14 protein-coding genes are annotated in these 15,417 nt (G+C 64.0%); 6 read left to right on the top strand and 8 right to left on the bottom strand.

Features of this window, described 5'->3' with window-relative positions:
• Positions 1 to 27 precede the first annotated feature (27 nt).
• A complete protein-coding gene (locus tag ACQ4WS_RS03875; RefSeq protein WP_034781896.1) occupies positions 28 to 255 on the top strand; it encodes a hypothetical protein in 228 nt (75 codons plus the stop codon).
• Between the two features lie 11 nt (positions 256 to 266).
• On the opposite strand, the gene ACQ4WS_RS03870 is transcribed toward ACQ4WS_RS03875, so the two are convergent.
• The 4 genes from ACQ4WS_RS03870 to ACQ4WS_RS03855 all read right to left on the bottom strand — a co-directional run bounded on the left by ACQ4WS_RS03870 (position 267) and on the right by ACQ4WS_RS03855 (position 3,448).
• On the bottom strand, positions 267 to 578 hold the full coding sequence (locus tag ACQ4WS_RS03870; protein WP_436473821.1) for a chaperone modulator CbpM: 312 nt from the start codon (positions 576 to 578) through the stop codon (positions 267 to 269).
• Between the two features lie 3 nt (positions 579 to 581).
• On the bottom strand, positions 582 to 1,502 hold the full coding sequence (locus ACQ4WS_RS03865; RefSeq protein ID WP_436473819.1) for a DnaJ C-terminal domain-containing protein: 921 nt from the start codon (positions 1,500 to 1,502) through the stop codon (positions 582 to 584).
• Between the two features lie 96 nt (positions 1,503 to 1,598).
• Positions 1,599 to 2,285 carry a beta/gamma crystallin-related protein gene (locus ACQ4WS_RS03860; protein ID WP_436473817.1) on the bottom strand — a complete coding sequence of 229 codons (687 nt, stop codon included), beginning with the start codon at positions 2,283 to 2,285 and terminating at the stop codon, positions 1,599 to 1,601.
• Between the two features lie 158 nt (positions 2,286 to 2,443).
• On the bottom strand, positions 2,444 to 3,448 hold the full coding sequence (locus tag ACQ4WS_RS03855; protein ID WP_436473815.1) for a beta/gamma crystallin family protein: 1,005 nt from the start codon (positions 3,446 to 3,448) through the stop codon (positions 2,444 to 2,446).
• A 471-nt stretch (positions 3,449 to 3,919) separates the two neighbouring features.
• Here ACQ4WS_RS03855 and ACQ4WS_RS03850 point away from each other — a divergent pair, with 471 nt between their 5' ends.
• From ACQ4WS_RS03850 to ACQ4WS_RS03840, 3 genes are all read left to right on the top strand, one after another.
• The gene (locus ACQ4WS_RS03850) at positions 3,920 to 5,314 is read left to right on the top strand and encodes an MATE family efflux transporter (RefSeq protein WP_436473813.1); all 1,395 of its coding nucleotides are present in this window, start codon (positions 3,920 to 3,922) and stop codon (positions 5,312 to 5,314) included.
• A gap of 18 nt (positions 5,315 to 5,332) precedes the next feature.
• Positions 5,333 to 6,172: a PhzF family phenazine biosynthesis protein gene (locus ACQ4WS_RS03845; protein WP_436473811.1), complete on the top strand. Its 840-nt coding sequence runs from the start codon at positions 5,333 to 5,335 to the stop codon at positions 6,170 to 6,172.
• Positions 6,173 to 6,363: 191 nt separating this feature from the next.
• The gene (locus tag ACQ4WS_RS03840; protein WP_436473809.1) at positions 6,364 to 8,571 is read left to right on the top strand and encodes a S9 family peptidase; all 2,208 of its coding nucleotides are present in this window, start codon (positions 6,364 to 6,366) and stop codon (positions 8,569 to 8,571) included.
• A gap of 70 nt (positions 8,572 to 8,641) precedes the next feature.
• Here ACQ4WS_RS03840 and ACQ4WS_RS03835 read toward each other — a convergent pair whose 3' ends face one another.
• The 3 genes from ACQ4WS_RS03835 to ACQ4WS_RS03825 all read right to left on the bottom strand — a co-directional run bounded on the left by ACQ4WS_RS03835 (position 8,642) and on the right by ACQ4WS_RS03825 (position 11,790).
• The gene (locus tag ACQ4WS_RS03835; RefSeq protein WP_116743435.1) at positions 8,642 to 8,827 is read right to left on the bottom strand and encodes a CsbD family protein; all 186 of its coding nucleotides are present in this window, start codon (positions 8,825 to 8,827) and stop codon (positions 8,642 to 8,644) included.
• Between the two features lie 164 nt (positions 8,828 to 8,991).
• Positions 8,992 to 9,642, bottom strand: coding sequence for a class I SAM-dependent methyltransferase (locus ACQ4WS_RS03830; protein WP_436473806.1), 651 nt, complete (start codon positions 9,640 to 9,642; stop codon positions 8,992 to 8,994).
• A gap of 69 nt (positions 9,643 to 9,711) precedes the next feature.
• Complete coding sequence (locus ACQ4WS_RS03825; protein ID WP_436473804.1) at positions 9,712 to 11,790, bottom strand: M13 family metallopeptidase; 2,079 nt, start codon at positions 11,788 to 11,790, stop codon at positions 9,712 to 9,714.
• Between the two features lie 209 nt (positions 11,791 to 11,999).
• Between ACQ4WS_RS03825 and ACQ4WS_RS03820 the strand changes: the two genes are divergently transcribed.
• Complete coding sequence (locus tag ACQ4WS_RS03820; protein ID WP_495542687.1) at positions 12,000 to 12,296, top strand: flagellar protein FliT; 297 nt, start codon at positions 12,000 to 12,002, stop codon at positions 12,294 to 12,296.
• Positions 12,297 to 12,718: 422 nt separating this feature from the next.
• Here ACQ4WS_RS03820 and ACQ4WS_RS03815 read toward each other — a convergent pair whose 3' ends face one another.
• Positions 12,719 to 13,849 (bottom strand): type IV pilus assembly protein FimV, encoded by a 1,131-nt coding sequence (locus tag ACQ4WS_RS03815; protein ID WP_436473801.1) that lies wholly within the window; start codon positions 13,847 to 13,849, stop codon positions 12,719 to 12,721.
• A gap of 171 nt (positions 13,850 to 14,020) precedes the next feature.
• On the opposite strand from ACQ4WS_RS03815, the gene fumC reads away from it, so the two are divergent.
• The gene (gene fumC, locus ACQ4WS_RS03810) at positions 14,021 to 15,415 is read left to right on the top strand and encodes a class II fumarate hydratase (protein WP_436473799.1); all 1,395 of its coding nucleotides are present in this window, start codon (positions 14,021 to 14,023) and stop codon (positions 15,413 to 15,415) included.
• Positions 15,416 to 15,417 lie beyond the last annotated feature (2 nt).

Here is a 15,417-nt window from a genome sequence, read left to right as displayed (position 1 = left end):
TTCAGACACAACCTTGAAGAGACTCACATGGCCGGCATCGACGACTTCGTCAACAAACAAAAACCTGGCGCGCGCTTTGTCATCACGGCGCAGATGCTGCGCATGACGCCGCAGCAATTCGACTCGCTGGCGCAGGAATGGATGGAGGACGGCGGCCCCGGCTTCGACGTGGCCGGCATCCCGCACCGGGTGGTCGTCAACGGGCAGTTTTATATTGGCAGACTCACCGTGCAGCGGCACGGCGAGCCGGCATAAGGGCGAATGGTCTAATCGACGCCCAGCACGTGCAGGCGCCGCCGCAAACGCGCCACTTCTTCCGACAGATCGACCACCAGCGCGGCCAGTTCGGCGTTCGCGTCGAACACGGATTCGATTTCATGCAGGCGGCGCGCGCGCACCAGGTCCAGGCTGGTGAAGCGCCAGGCCGTCAGCTGGCCCGCCGGCGGGCAGTCCTGCAGCAGCACGCCCGTCTGCACGTGCTGCACTACCCAGTCCGGTTCCACGGCGCAGGCGCGCGCCAGTTCTTCCAGGCTCAGGGCACGATCTTCAAGCAGTTCGCCAATTACCTTGTTTGTCATGATTTACCCTCCCAGCTTCTGGCGCGGATTGAAAGCCATCTCGCGCGCCATGGTTGCATACAGTTCGCGCGCCTTGTCATCGTTCGCCGGCGGCAGCACCACTTCCAGCAGCAGATACAGGTCGCCCGGCTGGGCGGCGGGGATGCCGCGCCCTTTCAGGCGCAGCTTGCGCCCCGTCTGCGAATTGGGCGGCACGCTGACGGACACCGTGCCCGATGGCGTGGGCACGTCGATTTCGCCGCCCAGCGCCGCTTCCCACGGCGTGACGGGCACCGTCTCGAACACGTCGCGCCCTTCCACCTTGTAGCGCGCATCGGGCCGGAAGCGCATTTCCAGGTACAAATCGCCGGCCGGCGCGCCGCCGCTGCCAGGATTTCCCTGCCCCTCCATGCGCAGCTGCTGTCCTTCCGTGACGCCTTTCGGTATCGTCACTTCCAGGGTGCGCTCGCGCGTCACCACATGGCCTTGCGCATCCGCTTCGGGCACGCGCATGACGATGTGGCGCTTGGCGCCCTGGTAGCTGTCGTGCAAATCGATGGTGATGGCGGCGTGGCTGTCCTCGCCCGGCATCTGGAAACTGCCGCCGGCGCGGCGGCGCCCGCCCACGTGGGCAAACAGGTCGGCAAAGAAGTCGCTGTCGTCGGCGCCCGACGCTTCGTAGCCCGAACCCCAGTCCGGCGGCGGCCGGAATGGCTGCCCTTGGGCGCCCTGCTTACGCCCCAGGTCATCGTAGGCGGCGCGTTTTTCCGCGTCGCCCAGCACGCCATAGGCTTCATTCAGGGCCTTGGTGCGCTTGTCGGCGTCCGCTTCCTTGCTCACGTCGGGATGGTATTTGCGTACCAGCTTGCGGTACGCCTTCTTGATCTCGGCCTCGGTCGCCGTCTTCTCGACGCCAAGCTCCTTGTAGTAGTCCTTGTATTCCACCGTGCCTGCTCCCCATGGTTGAACTGCCTGTGGGAAGAGTACACGAATTGTCGCCGACAGCGGGTGTGCACAGTACAACGCTGCCCGGCGGCGGAATCAGCGCAGGCGGCGCAACGAGGAAATGCGGCGGTCGAGGCCTCCATGCAGGCGGCCGTAGCTGCCTGGCCCCATGACCACGCAGCGGCCGCGGAAATTGGCATCCACGCAAAATTCCCAGCGGCCGTCATTGACGACGACCGATTCGGCGCGGTCGTTGAAGCCATAGCGGCTCAAGTCACGCACTTCGCGGTCCAGGCGCACGGGCCGGCCGCGCATGCCGGCGTCAGGGAACAGCAGCACCGCGCCATTCATGTCGGGACGGTGGCCGCCGCCGTGACCGTGGCCGGGATAACCGGGATATGGACGCTCCGGCTCCGGACGCGGGGGGCGCGGCGGGTAGGGACGGTGATCGCCGCCGCCATGCCCCGGGCGTCCCGCTTCCCGCACCGAGGAAACGGCGTCGTTCATGCCCGGCATGCTGCCGTAGCGGCCCGGCCCCAGGGTGCGGCAGTTGCCCCGGAAATTGGCGTCCTTGCACACTTCCCAGGTGCCCGAGCGCACGATGATGCTCGAGGTCTTGTCGTTAAAGCCCATGCGCGACAAATCGCCCGCATCGGAACGCAGGGTGACGGGACGGCCGCGAAAACCGGCGTCCTCAAACAGGGTGATTTCGCCCGCCGATGCGGCAAGCGGAGCGAGGAAGGTGACGGCGCACAGCAGCGCGGGCCGGAAAGATCGAACCATGACAACTCCAATACTGAGACATTTTCGCCAGTGTAGTCCAGGCGGCAGGCGGCGAGTGTAACAAAGGGCAAGCAAATGTCAGCGCACGGCAGCGAATGTAAAAACCGCCTGGCGGGATCAACCCGGCAGGCGGCCTGTCAGCATGTGTGCTGAAAAAATCAGCGCACGCGGCGCAGCGAGGAAATCTGGTTTTCCATGCCGTTCAGGCGAGCGTATTCGCCCGGTCCGACCACTTCGCAGCGGCCACGGAAGTTCGAATCGCTGCACACTTCCCACTGCCCCTCATTGACGACGATGGACGAGGCGCGGTCATTGAAATTGAAGCGCACCAGGTCTTCCGCATTGCGGTCCAGCGCCAGCGGTTCGCCGCGCATGCCCGCCTCGGGGAACAGCAGGACGGCGCCGCGCTGCTGGTACTGCGGCTGCTGGTACTGCGGCTGCTGGTATTGCGGATACGGCTGCTCGTACTGCGGCCGCTGGTACTGATTCTCATATCGCTGCTGGCGGCGCGCTTCGCGCTCGTCGACCATGCGCGCCGACGACACGCGCCCGTCAAGGCCGCGCCCCAGGTCGTCATGGCGGCCGGGGCCGAAGATGCGGCAGGTGCCCTGGTAGTTAGAGTCGCTGCACAGCTGCCAGTAGCCGTTATGGATGACGATGCTGGTGGTGCGGTCATTGAAACCGATGCCGACGAAATCGTCCGTATCCCGGTTCAGGCGCGCCGAGCCGCCATTCTGTCCCGCGCCGGAATACACTTCCAGGCTGCCGCCACGGCCATAACCGCCGTTGCCACGGTCGGGATCGCGTCCCGGGCGTCCCGGATTGTAGCCATCGCCGCGCCCCGTTTCGCGCACCGAACTGATGGCGTCGTTCATGCCCGGCATCGAGCGGTATTCGCCTGGCCCCAGGCTGCGGCAATTGCCGCGAAAACCGGAGTCCGTGCACACATCCCACGTGCCCGAACGCACCATGATGCTGGACGCCTTGTCGTTGAAGCCCTGGGGCGACAGGTTGTCCGTCGTTTCGCGCAGGGTCACGGCGCGGCCACGGAAATTATCATCCTCGAACAGGGTGATTTCGCCCGCGTGGGCGCTGGCATGCGCCCCCAGCGAGAGCAGCAAGGTCGCCGCGCATGCCAGCGCGTGTTTGAGAGGGCCCGTCATGATTAACTCCATTCTTCATTCTTTGGTGATGATTTGCCTGGCTGTTGCGCCAGGGTGCTAGTGTAACAAATACAAGGCCACGGGAAAGCGCGGTCACACGATCAATATTCCATGCTCGATACCGCCAGCGCAGCGAGGAAAACCGCTGGCCCGCATCGTCACGCGCAAGTACACCGCGCCCCAGGGACAAGTGATCGACATGACAACTGCTGTCAGTGTAGCCATCCGTAGAAAAAACGGTGTAACAAAGTATGCGAAAAGCACAATAATTTGTTACTAAAAGCAATAGCAGCCCCCCACGCAGCCTGTTATTGCCATTTGCCTCGCCATGCGCCTTGTATCAACGCACATCGACCAACACACATCTATCCGCGCACATCAATCAGCGCACTCCCGGACAACAGGGTCGCTGCGGCGGACAAGCATGGCGAATGCCGGGTAGAATCTTGTGTTTAGTCAAGCTTGCCGCCCATGCCACACACTACCTCGTTCACCCTGCCCGCCGTCCGCACTGAAGTGTCCTCGCTGTGGAAGCTGGCCTGGCCCATCCTGATCGGCCAGCTGGCCACCGTCGGCATGGGCGCGGCCGACGTGGCGATGACGGGCCATACGAATCCCGAGGAACTGGCGGCCGTCTCGCTGGGCGCGGCCATCTGGTCCATCGTGCTCGTCACCGTGAGCGGCATCATGATGGCGATCAATACCCTGGTGGCGCATGAAATCGGCGCCGCGCGCCACGACCGGGTGCCGCACATCGTGCGCCAGTCGCTGTGGAAGGCGCTGCTCGTGGGCCTGGTGGCTTGCCTGCTGACGAACATGGCGGCGCTGGTATTCGACCACCTGATGCTGGAACCCTTTGTCGCAGCCAAGGCCAAGCTGTTCGTGCACATCATCAGTTGCGCGCTGCCGCCGTTCGCCGCCTACCGCGCGTTGTACGGCTACAGCACCAGCATCAACCAGACCAAGCCCGTGATGGTCATCGCGCTGGCCGCCCTGGCGCTGAATATTTTCGTCAACTATCTGCTGATCTACGGCCACTGGGGCATGCCGAAGATGGGCGGCGTGGGCTGCGCCGTGGCCACCACCTGCTGCGTGTGGATGATGCTGCTGGCCATGCTGGCCTGGATCAGGATCGCGCCCGCCTACCACGCCACGTACCCGTTCAGCCACTGGGAAGGGCCGCAGCTGTCGTCCATCGGCCCCATGCTGCGCCTGGGCCTGCCCATCGGCGTGACCTATTTTGCCGAAGTCAGCGCGTTTGGCGTCATCAGCCTGCTGGTGGCGCGCTTCGGCGTGATCCAGGTGTCGGCGCACCAGATCGCGCTCAATTTCTCGTCCGTCGTCTTCATGGTGCCGCTCACCTTCGGCATCGCGCTGGTGACGCGCGTGGGCCATGCCGTGGGCGAAGCCAATCTGCGCCGCGCCCGTTTCATTTCGTGGGTGGGCGTGGCCATGTCGCTGACGGCGGCCATCGTCTCGGCCACTCTCATCACGGTCTTCCGCCACCAGATCGCGCAAGCCTACACGTCCGACCCGCAAGTGCAGGCGCTGTGTGCGCAGCTGCTGCTGTTTGCCGCCCTGTTCCAGCTGTCCGACGCGACGCAAGTGGCCACTTCCTGCGCCATCCGTGGCTACAAGGTGACGCGCCAGCCGATGCTGATCCAGCTGCTGGCCTTCTGGGGTTTCTCGCTGCCGATCGGCTATGTGCTGGGCCTTGCGCCTGCCGGCTTTATCTGGTCGCCAGCCGAGCCGATGGCTGCCGCCGGTTTCTGGATCGGCCTGGTGACGGGCTTGACGGTGGCCGCCGTGCTGCTGACCTGGTATCTGAACCGTTTGTCGCTGCAGCGCCTGCGCGCGGCCCGATAAGCCAACAAGGAAACCACCATGCCGCAACAACGCCCCTTCAGGCAAGTCGATGTCTTCAGCACGGTGCCCTTCTTGGGCAATCCGCTGGCGGTGGTGCTCGACGCGAATGGCCTCGATGACGCGCAGATGCAGGCGATCGCGCGCTGGACGGGCCTGTCGGAAACCACCTTCGTGCTGGCGCCGCGCGATCCCGCCGCCGACTACCGCGTGCGTATCTTTTCGCCCGAGACGGAATTCCCGTTTGCCGGCCACCCGACCCTGGGCACGGCGCACGCCCTGCTAGATGCGGGCCTGCAGCCGAAAGGCGCGCGCATCGTGCAGGAATGCGGCGTCGGCCTGGTGCAGGTGGAACGCCGTGCTGGCGGCGGGCTCGCATTCCAGGTGCCACCCTGCACCACACGCGCTCTCGCCCCCGCGCTGCTGCCGCTGCTGCAAGCTGCGCTGGACGGCGCCCCGGCGCCTTCCGGCAGCGTCGTCGACATGGGCATCCGCTGGCTGTGCGTGCCGCTGGCAAGCGCCGCCGCCTGCCTGGCCGTGCGCGCCGACATCGTGGCGCTAACGGCATTGCTGTCCGCTTCCGGGGCCGACGGCCTGGCGCTGTATGGCCCGCACGACGCGGACGGGCCAGCCGATTACGAAGTGCGCGCGCTGCTCAGCGAGCATGGCGCGCTGGTGGAAGACCCCGTCACGGGCAGCGCCAACGCCTGCATCGCGCAGCTGCTGGCGGGCGGCGACTACACCGTCCGCCAAGGTACTTGTCTGCAACGCGACGGCCGCGTGTCCATCAGTTTCCGCGATGGCCACGCCTGGATAGGCGGTGCCTGCCTGAGCGTGATCGCAGGTACGATATTGGCCTGAACCAGGGAAAGTGCCATGGAATGGGTGGCTATCGGATATTTCCAACGAAGGAAATACGGCCAGCACACCCATTTTCCGTGGCTGGGGCTATCGCATAAAGGGACACGCTCTGGTATCGTCTTACGCTTAGGCAACGCTCAAGCTCGCCTTTGCATGCAGTGCCATTCATTCTTCCAATTACCGAGACATCCATGCGTTTTATTCTTTGTTTTCTGGCCGCGATGGCCAGCGTTCCCGCATCGGCTGAAAAGCTGACCCTGGAACGCATTCACGCCGATCCGGCGCTGGCCGGCCCCGGCGTGCGCTACCTGAAGGTCTCGCCCGATGGCGAGCGCGTCACGTTCCTGCGCGGCCGCGCCGACAACCAGTTCCAGCTCGACCTGTGGGAGTTCAAGCTGAAGGACAAGAGCACGCACCGCCTGGTCGACTCGAAGGCGCTGGTGCCGAATGAAACCATCTCGCCCGAAGAACAGGCGCGCCGCGAACGCGAGCGCACGGCCAGCCTGAACGGCATTCTCAGCTACAGCTGGTCGCCCGATGGCAAGCAGCTGCTGGTGCCGCTGGCCGGCAATCTGTACCTGGTCGACGCAGCCCATCCGGACCAGGCGCGCCTGGTCGCCAAGGGCAATGTACTGGACCCGAAAATCTCGCCGAAAGGCCGCTATGTGTCGTTTGTGCGCGATCAAAACATCTATGTGATCGACCTCAAGACGAACAAGGAACGCCAGCTGACCACGGACGGCAAAGGCACCATTCGCAATGGCGAAGCCGAATTCGTGGCGCAGGAAGAAATGGGCCAGCGCACCGGCTACTACTGGGCCCCCGACGATTCCGCCATCGCCTATAAACGCTATGACGAAGCGCCCGTGCCCGTCGTGCGCCGCTTCGAAATCTTCGCCGACCGCACCGACGTCGTCGAGCAGCGCTACCCGGCCGCCGGCGACCCGAACGTGCTGGTGCAGCTGCTGATCGTCTCGCCGGAAACGGGCGCGCAGCGCCAGGTGGACCTGGGCACGAACCCGGACATCTACCTGGTGCGCGCCGACTGGAGCGCGGACAGCAAATCGCTGGTGTACCAGCGCCAGTCGCGCGACCAGAAGACCCTCGACCTGGTCGCCGTCGATGCCGGTACTTTGGCGCAGCGCACCCTGCTGACGGAAACGTCGAAAACCTGGGTCAGCATCCATGACGACTTGCGCTTCCTGTCGAACGGCACCTTCCTCTGGTCGTCCGAACGCACGGGCCGCAATCACCTGTATCTGTACGACATGCGCGGCAAGCTGCTGCACCCGGTCACTTCGGGCGAGTGGGGCATCGACAGCGTGCTGGCCGTGAACCAGAAAACCGGCAAGGTCTATGTATCGTCTAACCGCGACGCGGTAATCGACAAGCAGACCTACGCCCTGGCCCTCGATGGCAGCACGGCCGACAAGCCGCAGCGCGTCACCAAGGCAGACGGCTGGCACGACACGACGTTCTCGCGCAATGGCGAAGTGTTCGTCGACACGTATTCCGACCCGGCCACGCCGCCACAGGTAAGCATCCACCGTCCGGACGGCGCCATGGTAGGCTGGCTGGAAGAAAATGCGCTCAATACCAGCCATCCGTATTTCAAGTACAAGGCGGACCACCTGCCGACGGAATATGGCACCCTGAAAGCCAACGATGGCCAGACGCTGTATTACTCCATCGTCAAACCGTCGAACTTCGACGCCAGCAAACGCTATCCTGTCTACCTGTCGACGTATGGCGGCCCGCACTCGCAGCACGTGGCGCGCCGCTGGGGCAACAACTTCGACCAGTACATGGCGCAGCAAGGCTTTGTCGTCTTCCGCCTGGATAACCGGGGTTCGTCGCGCCGCGAACGCGCGTTCACGGACGCCATCTATCACAATCTGGGCGCAGCCGAAGTGGCCGATCAACTGGTCGGCATCGACTGGCTGGGCAAGCAAAGCTTCGTCGACGCGAAGCGCATCGGCGTGTTCGGCTGGAGCTATGGCGGTTTCATGACCCTGCGTTTGCTGTCGGCTGCCTCCGACAAGATCGCCATGGGCGTCTCGGTGGCGCCCGTGACCGACTGGTCGCTGTACGACACCCACTACACGGAGCAATTCCTCGGCATGCCGAAGGAAAACGGGGATGGCTACAAGGCCAGCACCGTGTTCGCCCACCTCGACGGCTTGAAGTCGCCGCTGCTGCTGGTACACGGCATGGCCGACGATAACGTCTTGTTCAGCAACAGCACGCGCTTGATCGACGCGCTGGTGAACCGCGGCGTGCAGTTCGACCTGATGACATATCCGGGCGCCAAGCACGGCATCTCGTCGCGCGCGGGCCAACGCCACGTGTACAAGAAAATCGAGATGTTCTTCAAGCAGAACCTGGGCGTAGCGAAGTAAAGCGCGCCCACAAATAAAAACCGCCGCCTGTCTCGCGACAGGCGGCGGTTTTTTTATGCTGAAGCAAAAATTATGGCTTGCGCGTGATGGTTTCCACCGCGTCTTTCACATCGCCAACCTTCTTCTGCACTTTGCCTTCGACCTGGTTTGCCAGGCCCTTGGCTTGCTGTTCTTCGCTACCGACAACTTTGCCAGCGGCTTCCTGGATTTTACCGCCGACTTCCTTCAGTTTACCTTCGACTTGATCTTTGTTCATGATGAATCCTCACTGTAGTTGGTACATCTGTTGTCCAGCCCGCAAGGGCCGGTACTGCGGCTCACACGCTGTTGCAAACTGCTTGCTGCGTGTCGATGTGTCCATATTACGCAAGGAGGATCAAAGCCTCTGTACGGTTCCTAACACAGCAGCAACATCGCCGATTACGCCACCGTATCCTTGCGCCAGACGGTAGCCAGCCACGGCTGCTGCGCGCGCGGCAAGCCGGGCGGACGATAATATTCCTCGATCAGGCTGAAACCGGCCGCCTGCACATACGCGGCCCACGTCTCTTCGTCGTAATAACTGCCATAGCGCGCGCCATTCCAGCCTTCCTGGTTCTGCCCGCGCGGGTTCGAGCTGAACAGCACGCCCCCCTCCTTCAGGCACGCATGCAGGGCGCGCAGCACGCCGGGCAAGGCGGCGCTGGGCACGTGGAACAGCACGGCATTCGCGAACACGCCGTCGAAGTGCGCGGCGGGCAGATCGAGGTCGACGAAATCCTGCTGCCACACGGTACAACCGCTGTAGGCGCGCGCCATCTCGACGAAGCGGGGGCAGCCATCGACGCCCGTCGCGTGGTGCCCCATGGCCGTAAACGCCTTCAAATCGCGGCCCGGGCCGCAACCCAGGTCGAGAATATCCAGGGGCGCCGGCATGTTGATGGCTTTTATCAGCGCGTTGATGTTCTGGCTGACGTCGTGGTCGCGCGTGCCTTCGAAAAACTGCTCGGCACTGGCGTCGTAATGGGCCAGGGTGCGGCCCGTGATGGCGTGGATGGGATCTTGCGGATATTGCGGTGGGGTCGGCTTCATGGCGCTCCTGTCATCGATGGGCGCATTTTACGCTGCCGGCCGGCGCCCCGGCCGGCAGCGCAAGCGCACTTACCAGACCCGCACGCGCTGTTCCGGCGCCAGGTACAGCTGCTGCCCCGGCTGGACGTCGAAGGCCGGGTACCAGGCGTCGAGGTTGCGCACGGTGGCGGCGCGGTATTGGGCAGGCGCATGGCCATCCGTGAGGATTTGCTGGCGCGCCGCCGCTTCGCGCGCCTTGCTGCGCCAGCTGACGCCATAGCCCGTGAAGAATGCGCGGTCCGCGTCCGGCTGCACCGGCCTGCCCTGCTGCGACAAGGTGAACGCGTCATGCGCGGCCGCCACGCCGGCCAGGTCGGCCAGATTTTCGCTCAGGGTCAGCTGGCCATTCACGCCCAGGTCGGGGAACGGCTTATAGGCCGCAAACTGCGCCACCAATTGCTTGGATGCCGACTGGAAATGCGCCAGGTCGGCTGGCGTCCACCAGTCGCGCAGCTTGCCCTGGGCGTCGAACTGGGCGCCCTGGTCGTCAAAGCTGTGGCTGATCTCGTGGCCGATGGTGGCGCCGATGCCGCCATAATTGGCCGCATCGGACGCCTGCGGGTCGAAAAACGGCGGCTGCAAGATGGCGGCCGGGAAGTTCAGCGCATTTTGCAGCGGCAGGTTGACGGCATTGACCAGCTGTGCCGGCATGGCCCAGGCCTTGCGGTCAGGGGACTGGCCCAGCTTGGCCAGCGCCTGGCGATAGTGAAACTGTTCCGCCCGCTGCACATTACCCAGGGCATCGCCGCGCACCACGCGCAAGCCCGCATAGCGGGTCCAGCGTTCCGGATAGCCCACGCCCACGTACAGGGTCTTGAGTTTTTCCTGCGCCTGCGCCTTGGTGGCCGGCGCCATCCAGTCCAGCTTGTCGATGCGGCGCGAGAAGGCGGCGACGATATTCGTCACCATGTCTTGCACGCGGGCTTTCGATTCAGGCGGGAAATAGCGTTCCACATACAGCTTGCCGACGGCGTCGCTCAGGGCCGCATTCGTCGCGGCCAGCGCCCGCTTGCTGCGCGGTGACTGCTGCGGCGTGCCGCTCAGGGCGCTGCCATAGAAGACAAAGCGCTGCTCGGCAGCCGCCTTCGGCAAGGTGCTGCTGAAATGGTTGATGGCGTGGAAGGCGAGGAAATCTTTCCACGTGGCCAGCGGCACGCTCGCCACCAGCGCGGCGCTGCCCGTCATGGCTGACGGATGCCAGACGATGAAATCCGTCTGCTGGCCCAGGCCGGCCGCCTGGAAGAAGGCTTTCCAGTCCAGTCCCGGCGCCTTGCTGGCGAAGTCGGCGGCGCGCCACGCGTTATTGCCCTTGGCGACATCGGCCGAATCCTCGCGGCTGGCGTGACTCGCAGCAATTTGCTGCTCCAGCGCAAACACGCGCGCGGCGCGGGCCGGCGCATCGCTGTAGCCGGCTTGCTGGAGCATGGCGGCGATATGCGCCTGGTAGCCCGTGCGCAAGCCCTGCATGCGGGCGCTGTCGCCCTGATAGAAGGCGCGGTCGGGCAAGCCCAGTCCGCCCTGCAGCAGGTAGGCCACATTGCGCGTGGTGTCGTTCAAGTCTTGCGCCACCCACAGGCCAAACAGATTTTCCGTATAAAAATTGGTGGCGTTGAGCGGATCGACATCGGCGCGCAAGCTCTCGCCCAGCGCGCGGGCCAGTCCTGCCTGGTCGCGTATGCCATTGATCTTTGTCAACAAGGGCTTGATCGGGGTCCAGCCTTTTGCCTCGATAGCCGATTCATCCATCCAGGAACGGTAAAAATCGCTGACCTGGCGCGCTGCCGCGTCCGTCTGTGGAGCCGTCGCCAGGCCTTCAACGAGGCCGATGATGCGCTCGTTGGTCGCGTTGGAGAGCATGGCGAACGAACCCCAGCTACTGCGGTCGGCGGGAATGGCCGTGCCGCGCAGCCAGTCACCGTTCACATAGTCATAAAAGTCGTCGCCGGGCAAAGCCCGGGGGGCAGCGGGGGCAGCGAGGGCAGCAGCGTCTGCGGCCGCTTGCTGGCCAAGCGCCTGGAGCGGCAAACCGGTCAGCGAGACGCCGGCCAGGACGAGGACGATGGCAGCCTGGACTGGCGTCCGGAGCCAGGGGAAACGCAAACCGTGCATGGCGATCCTTTCGATGAAAACAAGCAAAATCATAGCCTGAAATGATACCTTTTTCGCCTGCGGACAAACGGCTAGGCGGACGATTCCGGTGGCCAGCCAAAACCATCCACACTATTTTCACTTTTTTTTCAAAAACACCCTCAAGTTCCCGCCGAACCTGCCGTTAATCTAGACAAGCGGTAATCCATTCACTAGTTACGGGTGTGCTCATGACCTCCAACGACGTTCTCTCGATGTATGAAAATATTGCAGGAATGACCAATAAAATGGTCGTGGCCGCACGTTCGAGCGACTGGGATGGCTTGGACGCCCTGGAAAACCAGTGCGCCAGCGCCGCCAGCCCGACCTTGACGGGCAAGGTGCCCGCCCTGGCCGGCGCCTCGCGCCAGCGCAAGATCGACTTGCTCAAGCAAATCCTGGCCAATGACCGCGAAATCCGCAGCATCACGGAAGCGTGGATGACGCAGTTGCCGAACGCCATGCAGGGCTCGCGCGCCCGCATGTAAATAAGCAAGCTTGCCGCGCCAGAAACAAAAAAAGCACCCGTGGGTGCTTTTTTTACGTCTGCCGCCGTGCCGGGGAAGCGCGGCATCTGCGGCGCCCGGCAAGCAGGGAGGGGAATTTGGAAGGCGAGCCCCAGGTATCTCCTGGCGTCGCCTCGCTGCCGGTTGCATCCGGCGTTCGCGAGCACATCGTCGGCATCGCAAACCGCTTCCAGACCCAGGCGTTTATGCAACGCTACACCTGTTTGTCGCGCCACACTATCGTTGGTGACTGCGCAGGCTGGGACTGTTTTTGTCGTAGAGCAAGTCCACTGAGTTAATCATATCACCATCTTTTAAAAATAGGCAACACAATAGACACGCATTTTTCTGTCTTTTTTGAATATCTTTTTTTATATCAAATTTGAGCGCGCCTTGCAGTAGCCTTAACGCGAGAATGGCTCCGGCTCCGGAGCAGCCTGCGCCCCATCTTCCACGGCCTCCGTCAGCACGGGCGCATCCTTCTTCTTGCGGCCGAACGGCTTGCGCAGCAAGACCCAGTATTTCGACGGCGCGCCCGGCGCGGCTGCCGGCTTGCGCTTGCGCACGATATACACGATGACCGCCGTCAGCAACAGGAAGACCAGAGTAGCGATGCCGAGCCACAGCAAGCCGTTGCCCCCCGCCTTCTTTTCCTTCGCGCCCGCTGGCGGCACCAGGGGCTTGGGCTTGGCATGCGGCGCCTGCACCTCGGCCGGCGCGGCAGCAGGCGCAACGGCGGCGGCGACGGGCAGCGCCAGCGCCTTTTGCAAGGCACCGATTTTGCCCTCCAACTCCCCGAGCTTGTCATTCAGGGCTGCGTTTTTCTCGTCCAATGCCACGCACGCTTGCGCCTGCCCGGCATCCGCCTGCGGTGCGCAAGCAGCGACGGGCGCCGTGGCGCGGCGCAATGGCGTCGGGCGCAACGCGGGGGCAGCCGGCGGGGGCGCGGCGGGCGGCGGTACGAACATGCGCGCCGGGCGCACGAGGCCCTCGGCGCGCGCGCGGGCCGCCAGCGCGGCAGCGTCGGGCGACGGCGCGACGGCTGCAGCGCGCGGCTGCGGCACGGGCATAAGCACAGGTGCGGACACAGGAATGACTGGCCTGGCTGGCGCACTGACGGCAGCGGCAACAGGCGGGGCCGGCGTCAGCCACACGGTGCCCAGGCGCACGATGGCGCCACTGCCATGGCCCAATAACAAATACAAATGCACGTGACCGGCCTGGATCGCTTGCCGGGTAGCCACGCGCACATAGTGCCGGCCACCGCGTTCCAGCGGGCTGATCGTCAAAGTCTGCAGGGCTGGATCCATGCCGATGCCGCCACCGCGGTACACATCGGGCGAGGCCAGGCGCACGGCCACGCCACTGACTTCCTCGGGCGCCAGGGCCGTCAGTTCGATTTCGGCCAGCAGAGGCTGGCCCACATGCGACAGCACCGCCATCTCGCCCAGTTCGGCCGCCATGACGGGCGGCGAGGCCAGGCTGGCGGCGGCGCACGCGATCAAGGTCCAACGGGGAAGGATGCTGCTCTGCATGGACTGATCGCTTTGATAACAAGATAAGAAGGGTAGCTCGCCTGTCTTTAACGGCAGGAAATCGCAAAAATATAGATGGCCCAAGGAAAAAATGATGCAATACAGCATCATCCTGTGCCTTTTTAACGCCTGGAGTACACTCGATCCACCTCCATCGATGAAAGGGATGTCATGAGTAGCAGAATCGAACGCGACAGTTTCGGCCCGATCGACGTACCCGCCGACCGGCTCTGGGGAGCGCAAACGCAGCGCTCGCTCGAACACTTCCATATCTCCACGGAAAAGATGCCGCCCGAACTGATCGCCGCCCTGGCCACCGTCAAGCGCGCGGCCGCCCACGTCAACCTGGAGCTGGGTCTATTGGATGGCAAGAAAGCCATCGCCATCACGCAGGCGGCCGACGAAGTACTGTCCGGCAAGCACGACGGGGAATTCCCGCTGGCCGTCTGGCAGACGGGCTCCGGCACGCAAAGCAATATGAACATGAACGAAGTGCTGGCCAACCGTGGTTCCGAGCTGATCGGCGGCTTGCGGGGCGCCGAGCGCCTGCTGCACCCGAATGACGACGTCAACCTGGGCCAGTCCTCGAACGACATCTTTCCCACCGCCATCCACGTGGCGGCCGCGCTGTCCGTCGCCAACACGGTCTTGCCGCCGCTGCGCCAGTTGCGCGCCACCCTGGACGCCAAGGCCACGGAATTTGCCGACATTGTCAAGATCGGCCGCACCCATTTGCAGGATGCGACGCCGCTGACCCTGGGCCAGGAGTTTTCCGGCTATGTGGCGCAACTGGACTTCGCCGAGCACATCATCACGGCATCGTTGCCGCCGCTGCTGCAACTGGCCGCCGGCGGCACGGCCGTCGGTACGGGTTTGAATGCCCACGTGGAATTTGCGGACCGCATCGCCGCGGAACTGGCACGCCTGACGGGCCAGCCGTTCGAGACGGCCAGCAACAAGTTTGCCGCCCTGGCCGCCCACGATGCGCTGGTGGCCGCCCATGGCGCGCTGAAAACCCTGGCCACGGCGCTGATGAAAATCGCCAACGACGTGCGCTGGATGGCGTCCGGCCCCCGTTCCGGCCTCGGTGAAATCACCATTCCTGAAAACGAGCCGGGCAGCTCCATCATGCCGGGCAAGGTCAATCCTACCCAGTGCGAAGCGCTGACCATGCTGTGCTGCCAGGTGTTTGGCAATGACGTCGCCATCACGGTGGGCGGCGCCTCGGGCAATTTCGAGTTGAACGTCTTCAAGCCCTTGATTGCGCATAATTTCCTGCAAAGCGCGCGCCTGCTGGGCGACGGCATGCGCAGCTTCGACGAGCATTGCGCGCACGGCATCGCGCCGAACCGTGGTCGCATCGCCGAACTGATGGAACGCTCCCTGATGCTGGTCACGGCGCTGGCGCCGCACATCGGCTACGACAAGGCGGCGCAAATCGCCAAGCAGGCCCAGCATGAAGGCACGACCTTGAAGGAAGCGGCGCTGGCCCTGGGCTTTGTAACGGAAGAGCAATTCAGTGCGTGGATCGTGCCACTGGAGATGACGCGGCCCAACAAAAGTTAAGG

The organism is Janthinobacterium leeuwenhoeki, from assembly GCF_051380795.1.
In the GTDB taxonomy this organism is placed as follows: domain Bacteria; phylum Pseudomonadota; class Gammaproteobacteria; order Burkholderiales; family Burkholderiaceae_D; genus Janthinobacterium.
This window is presented reverse-complemented; position numbering and strand designations above follow the sequence as displayed.

Excerpts from the sequence above, each read along its gene's own strand:
- ACQ4WS_RS03875 (WP_034781896.1), top strand. The coding sequence starts at position 28 with ATGGCCGGCATCGACGACTTCGTCAACAAACAAAAACCTGGCGCGCGC.
- ACQ4WS_RS03870 (WP_436473821.1), bottom strand. The coding sequence starts at position 578 with ATGACAAACAAGGTAATTGGCGAACTGCTTGAAGATCGTGCCCTGAGC.
- ACQ4WS_RS03860 (WP_436473817.1), bottom strand. The coding sequence starts at position 2,285 with ATGGTTCGATCTTTCCGGCCCGCGCTGCTGTGCGCCGTCACCTTCCTC.
- ACQ4WS_RS03855 (WP_436473815.1), bottom strand. The coding sequence starts at position 3,448 with ATGACGGGCCCTCTCAAACACGCGCTGGCATGCGCGGCGACCTTGCTG.
- ACQ4WS_RS03850 (WP_436473813.1), top strand. The coding sequence starts at position 3,920 with ATGCCACACACTACCTCGTTCACCCTGCCCGCCGTCCGCACTGAAGTG.
- ACQ4WS_RS03845 (WP_436473811.1), top strand. The coding sequence starts at position 5,333 with ATGCCGCAACAACGCCCCTTCAGGCAAGTCGATGTCTTCAGCACGGTG.
- ACQ4WS_RS03840 (WP_436473809.1), top strand. The coding sequence starts at position 6,364 with ATGCGTTTTATTCTTTGTTTTCTGGCCGCGATGGCCAGCGTTCCCGCA.
- ACQ4WS_RS03835 (WP_116743435.1), bottom strand. The coding sequence starts at position 8,827 with ATGAACAAAGATCAAGTCGAAGGTAAACTGAAGGAAGTCGGCGGTAAA.
- ACQ4WS_RS03830 (WP_436473806.1), bottom strand. The coding sequence starts at position 9,642 with ATGAAGCCGACCCCACCGCAATATCCGCAAGATCCCATCCACGCCATC.
- ACQ4WS_RS03825 (WP_436473804.1), bottom strand. The coding sequence starts at position 11,790 with ATGCACGGTTTGCGTTTCCCCTGGCTCCGGACGCCAGTCCAGGCTGCC.
- ACQ4WS_RS03820 (WP_495542687.1), top strand. The coding sequence starts at position 12,000 with ATGACCTCCAACGACGTTCTCTCGATGTATGAAAATATTGCAGGAATG.
- ACQ4WS_RS03815 (WP_436473801.1), bottom strand. The coding sequence starts at position 13,849 with ATGCAGAGCAGCATCCTTCCCCGTTGGACCTTGATCGCGTGCGCCGCC.
- fumC (WP_436473799.1), top strand. The coding sequence starts at position 14,021 with ATGAGTAGCAGAATCGAACGCGACAGTTTCGGCCCGATCGACGTACCC.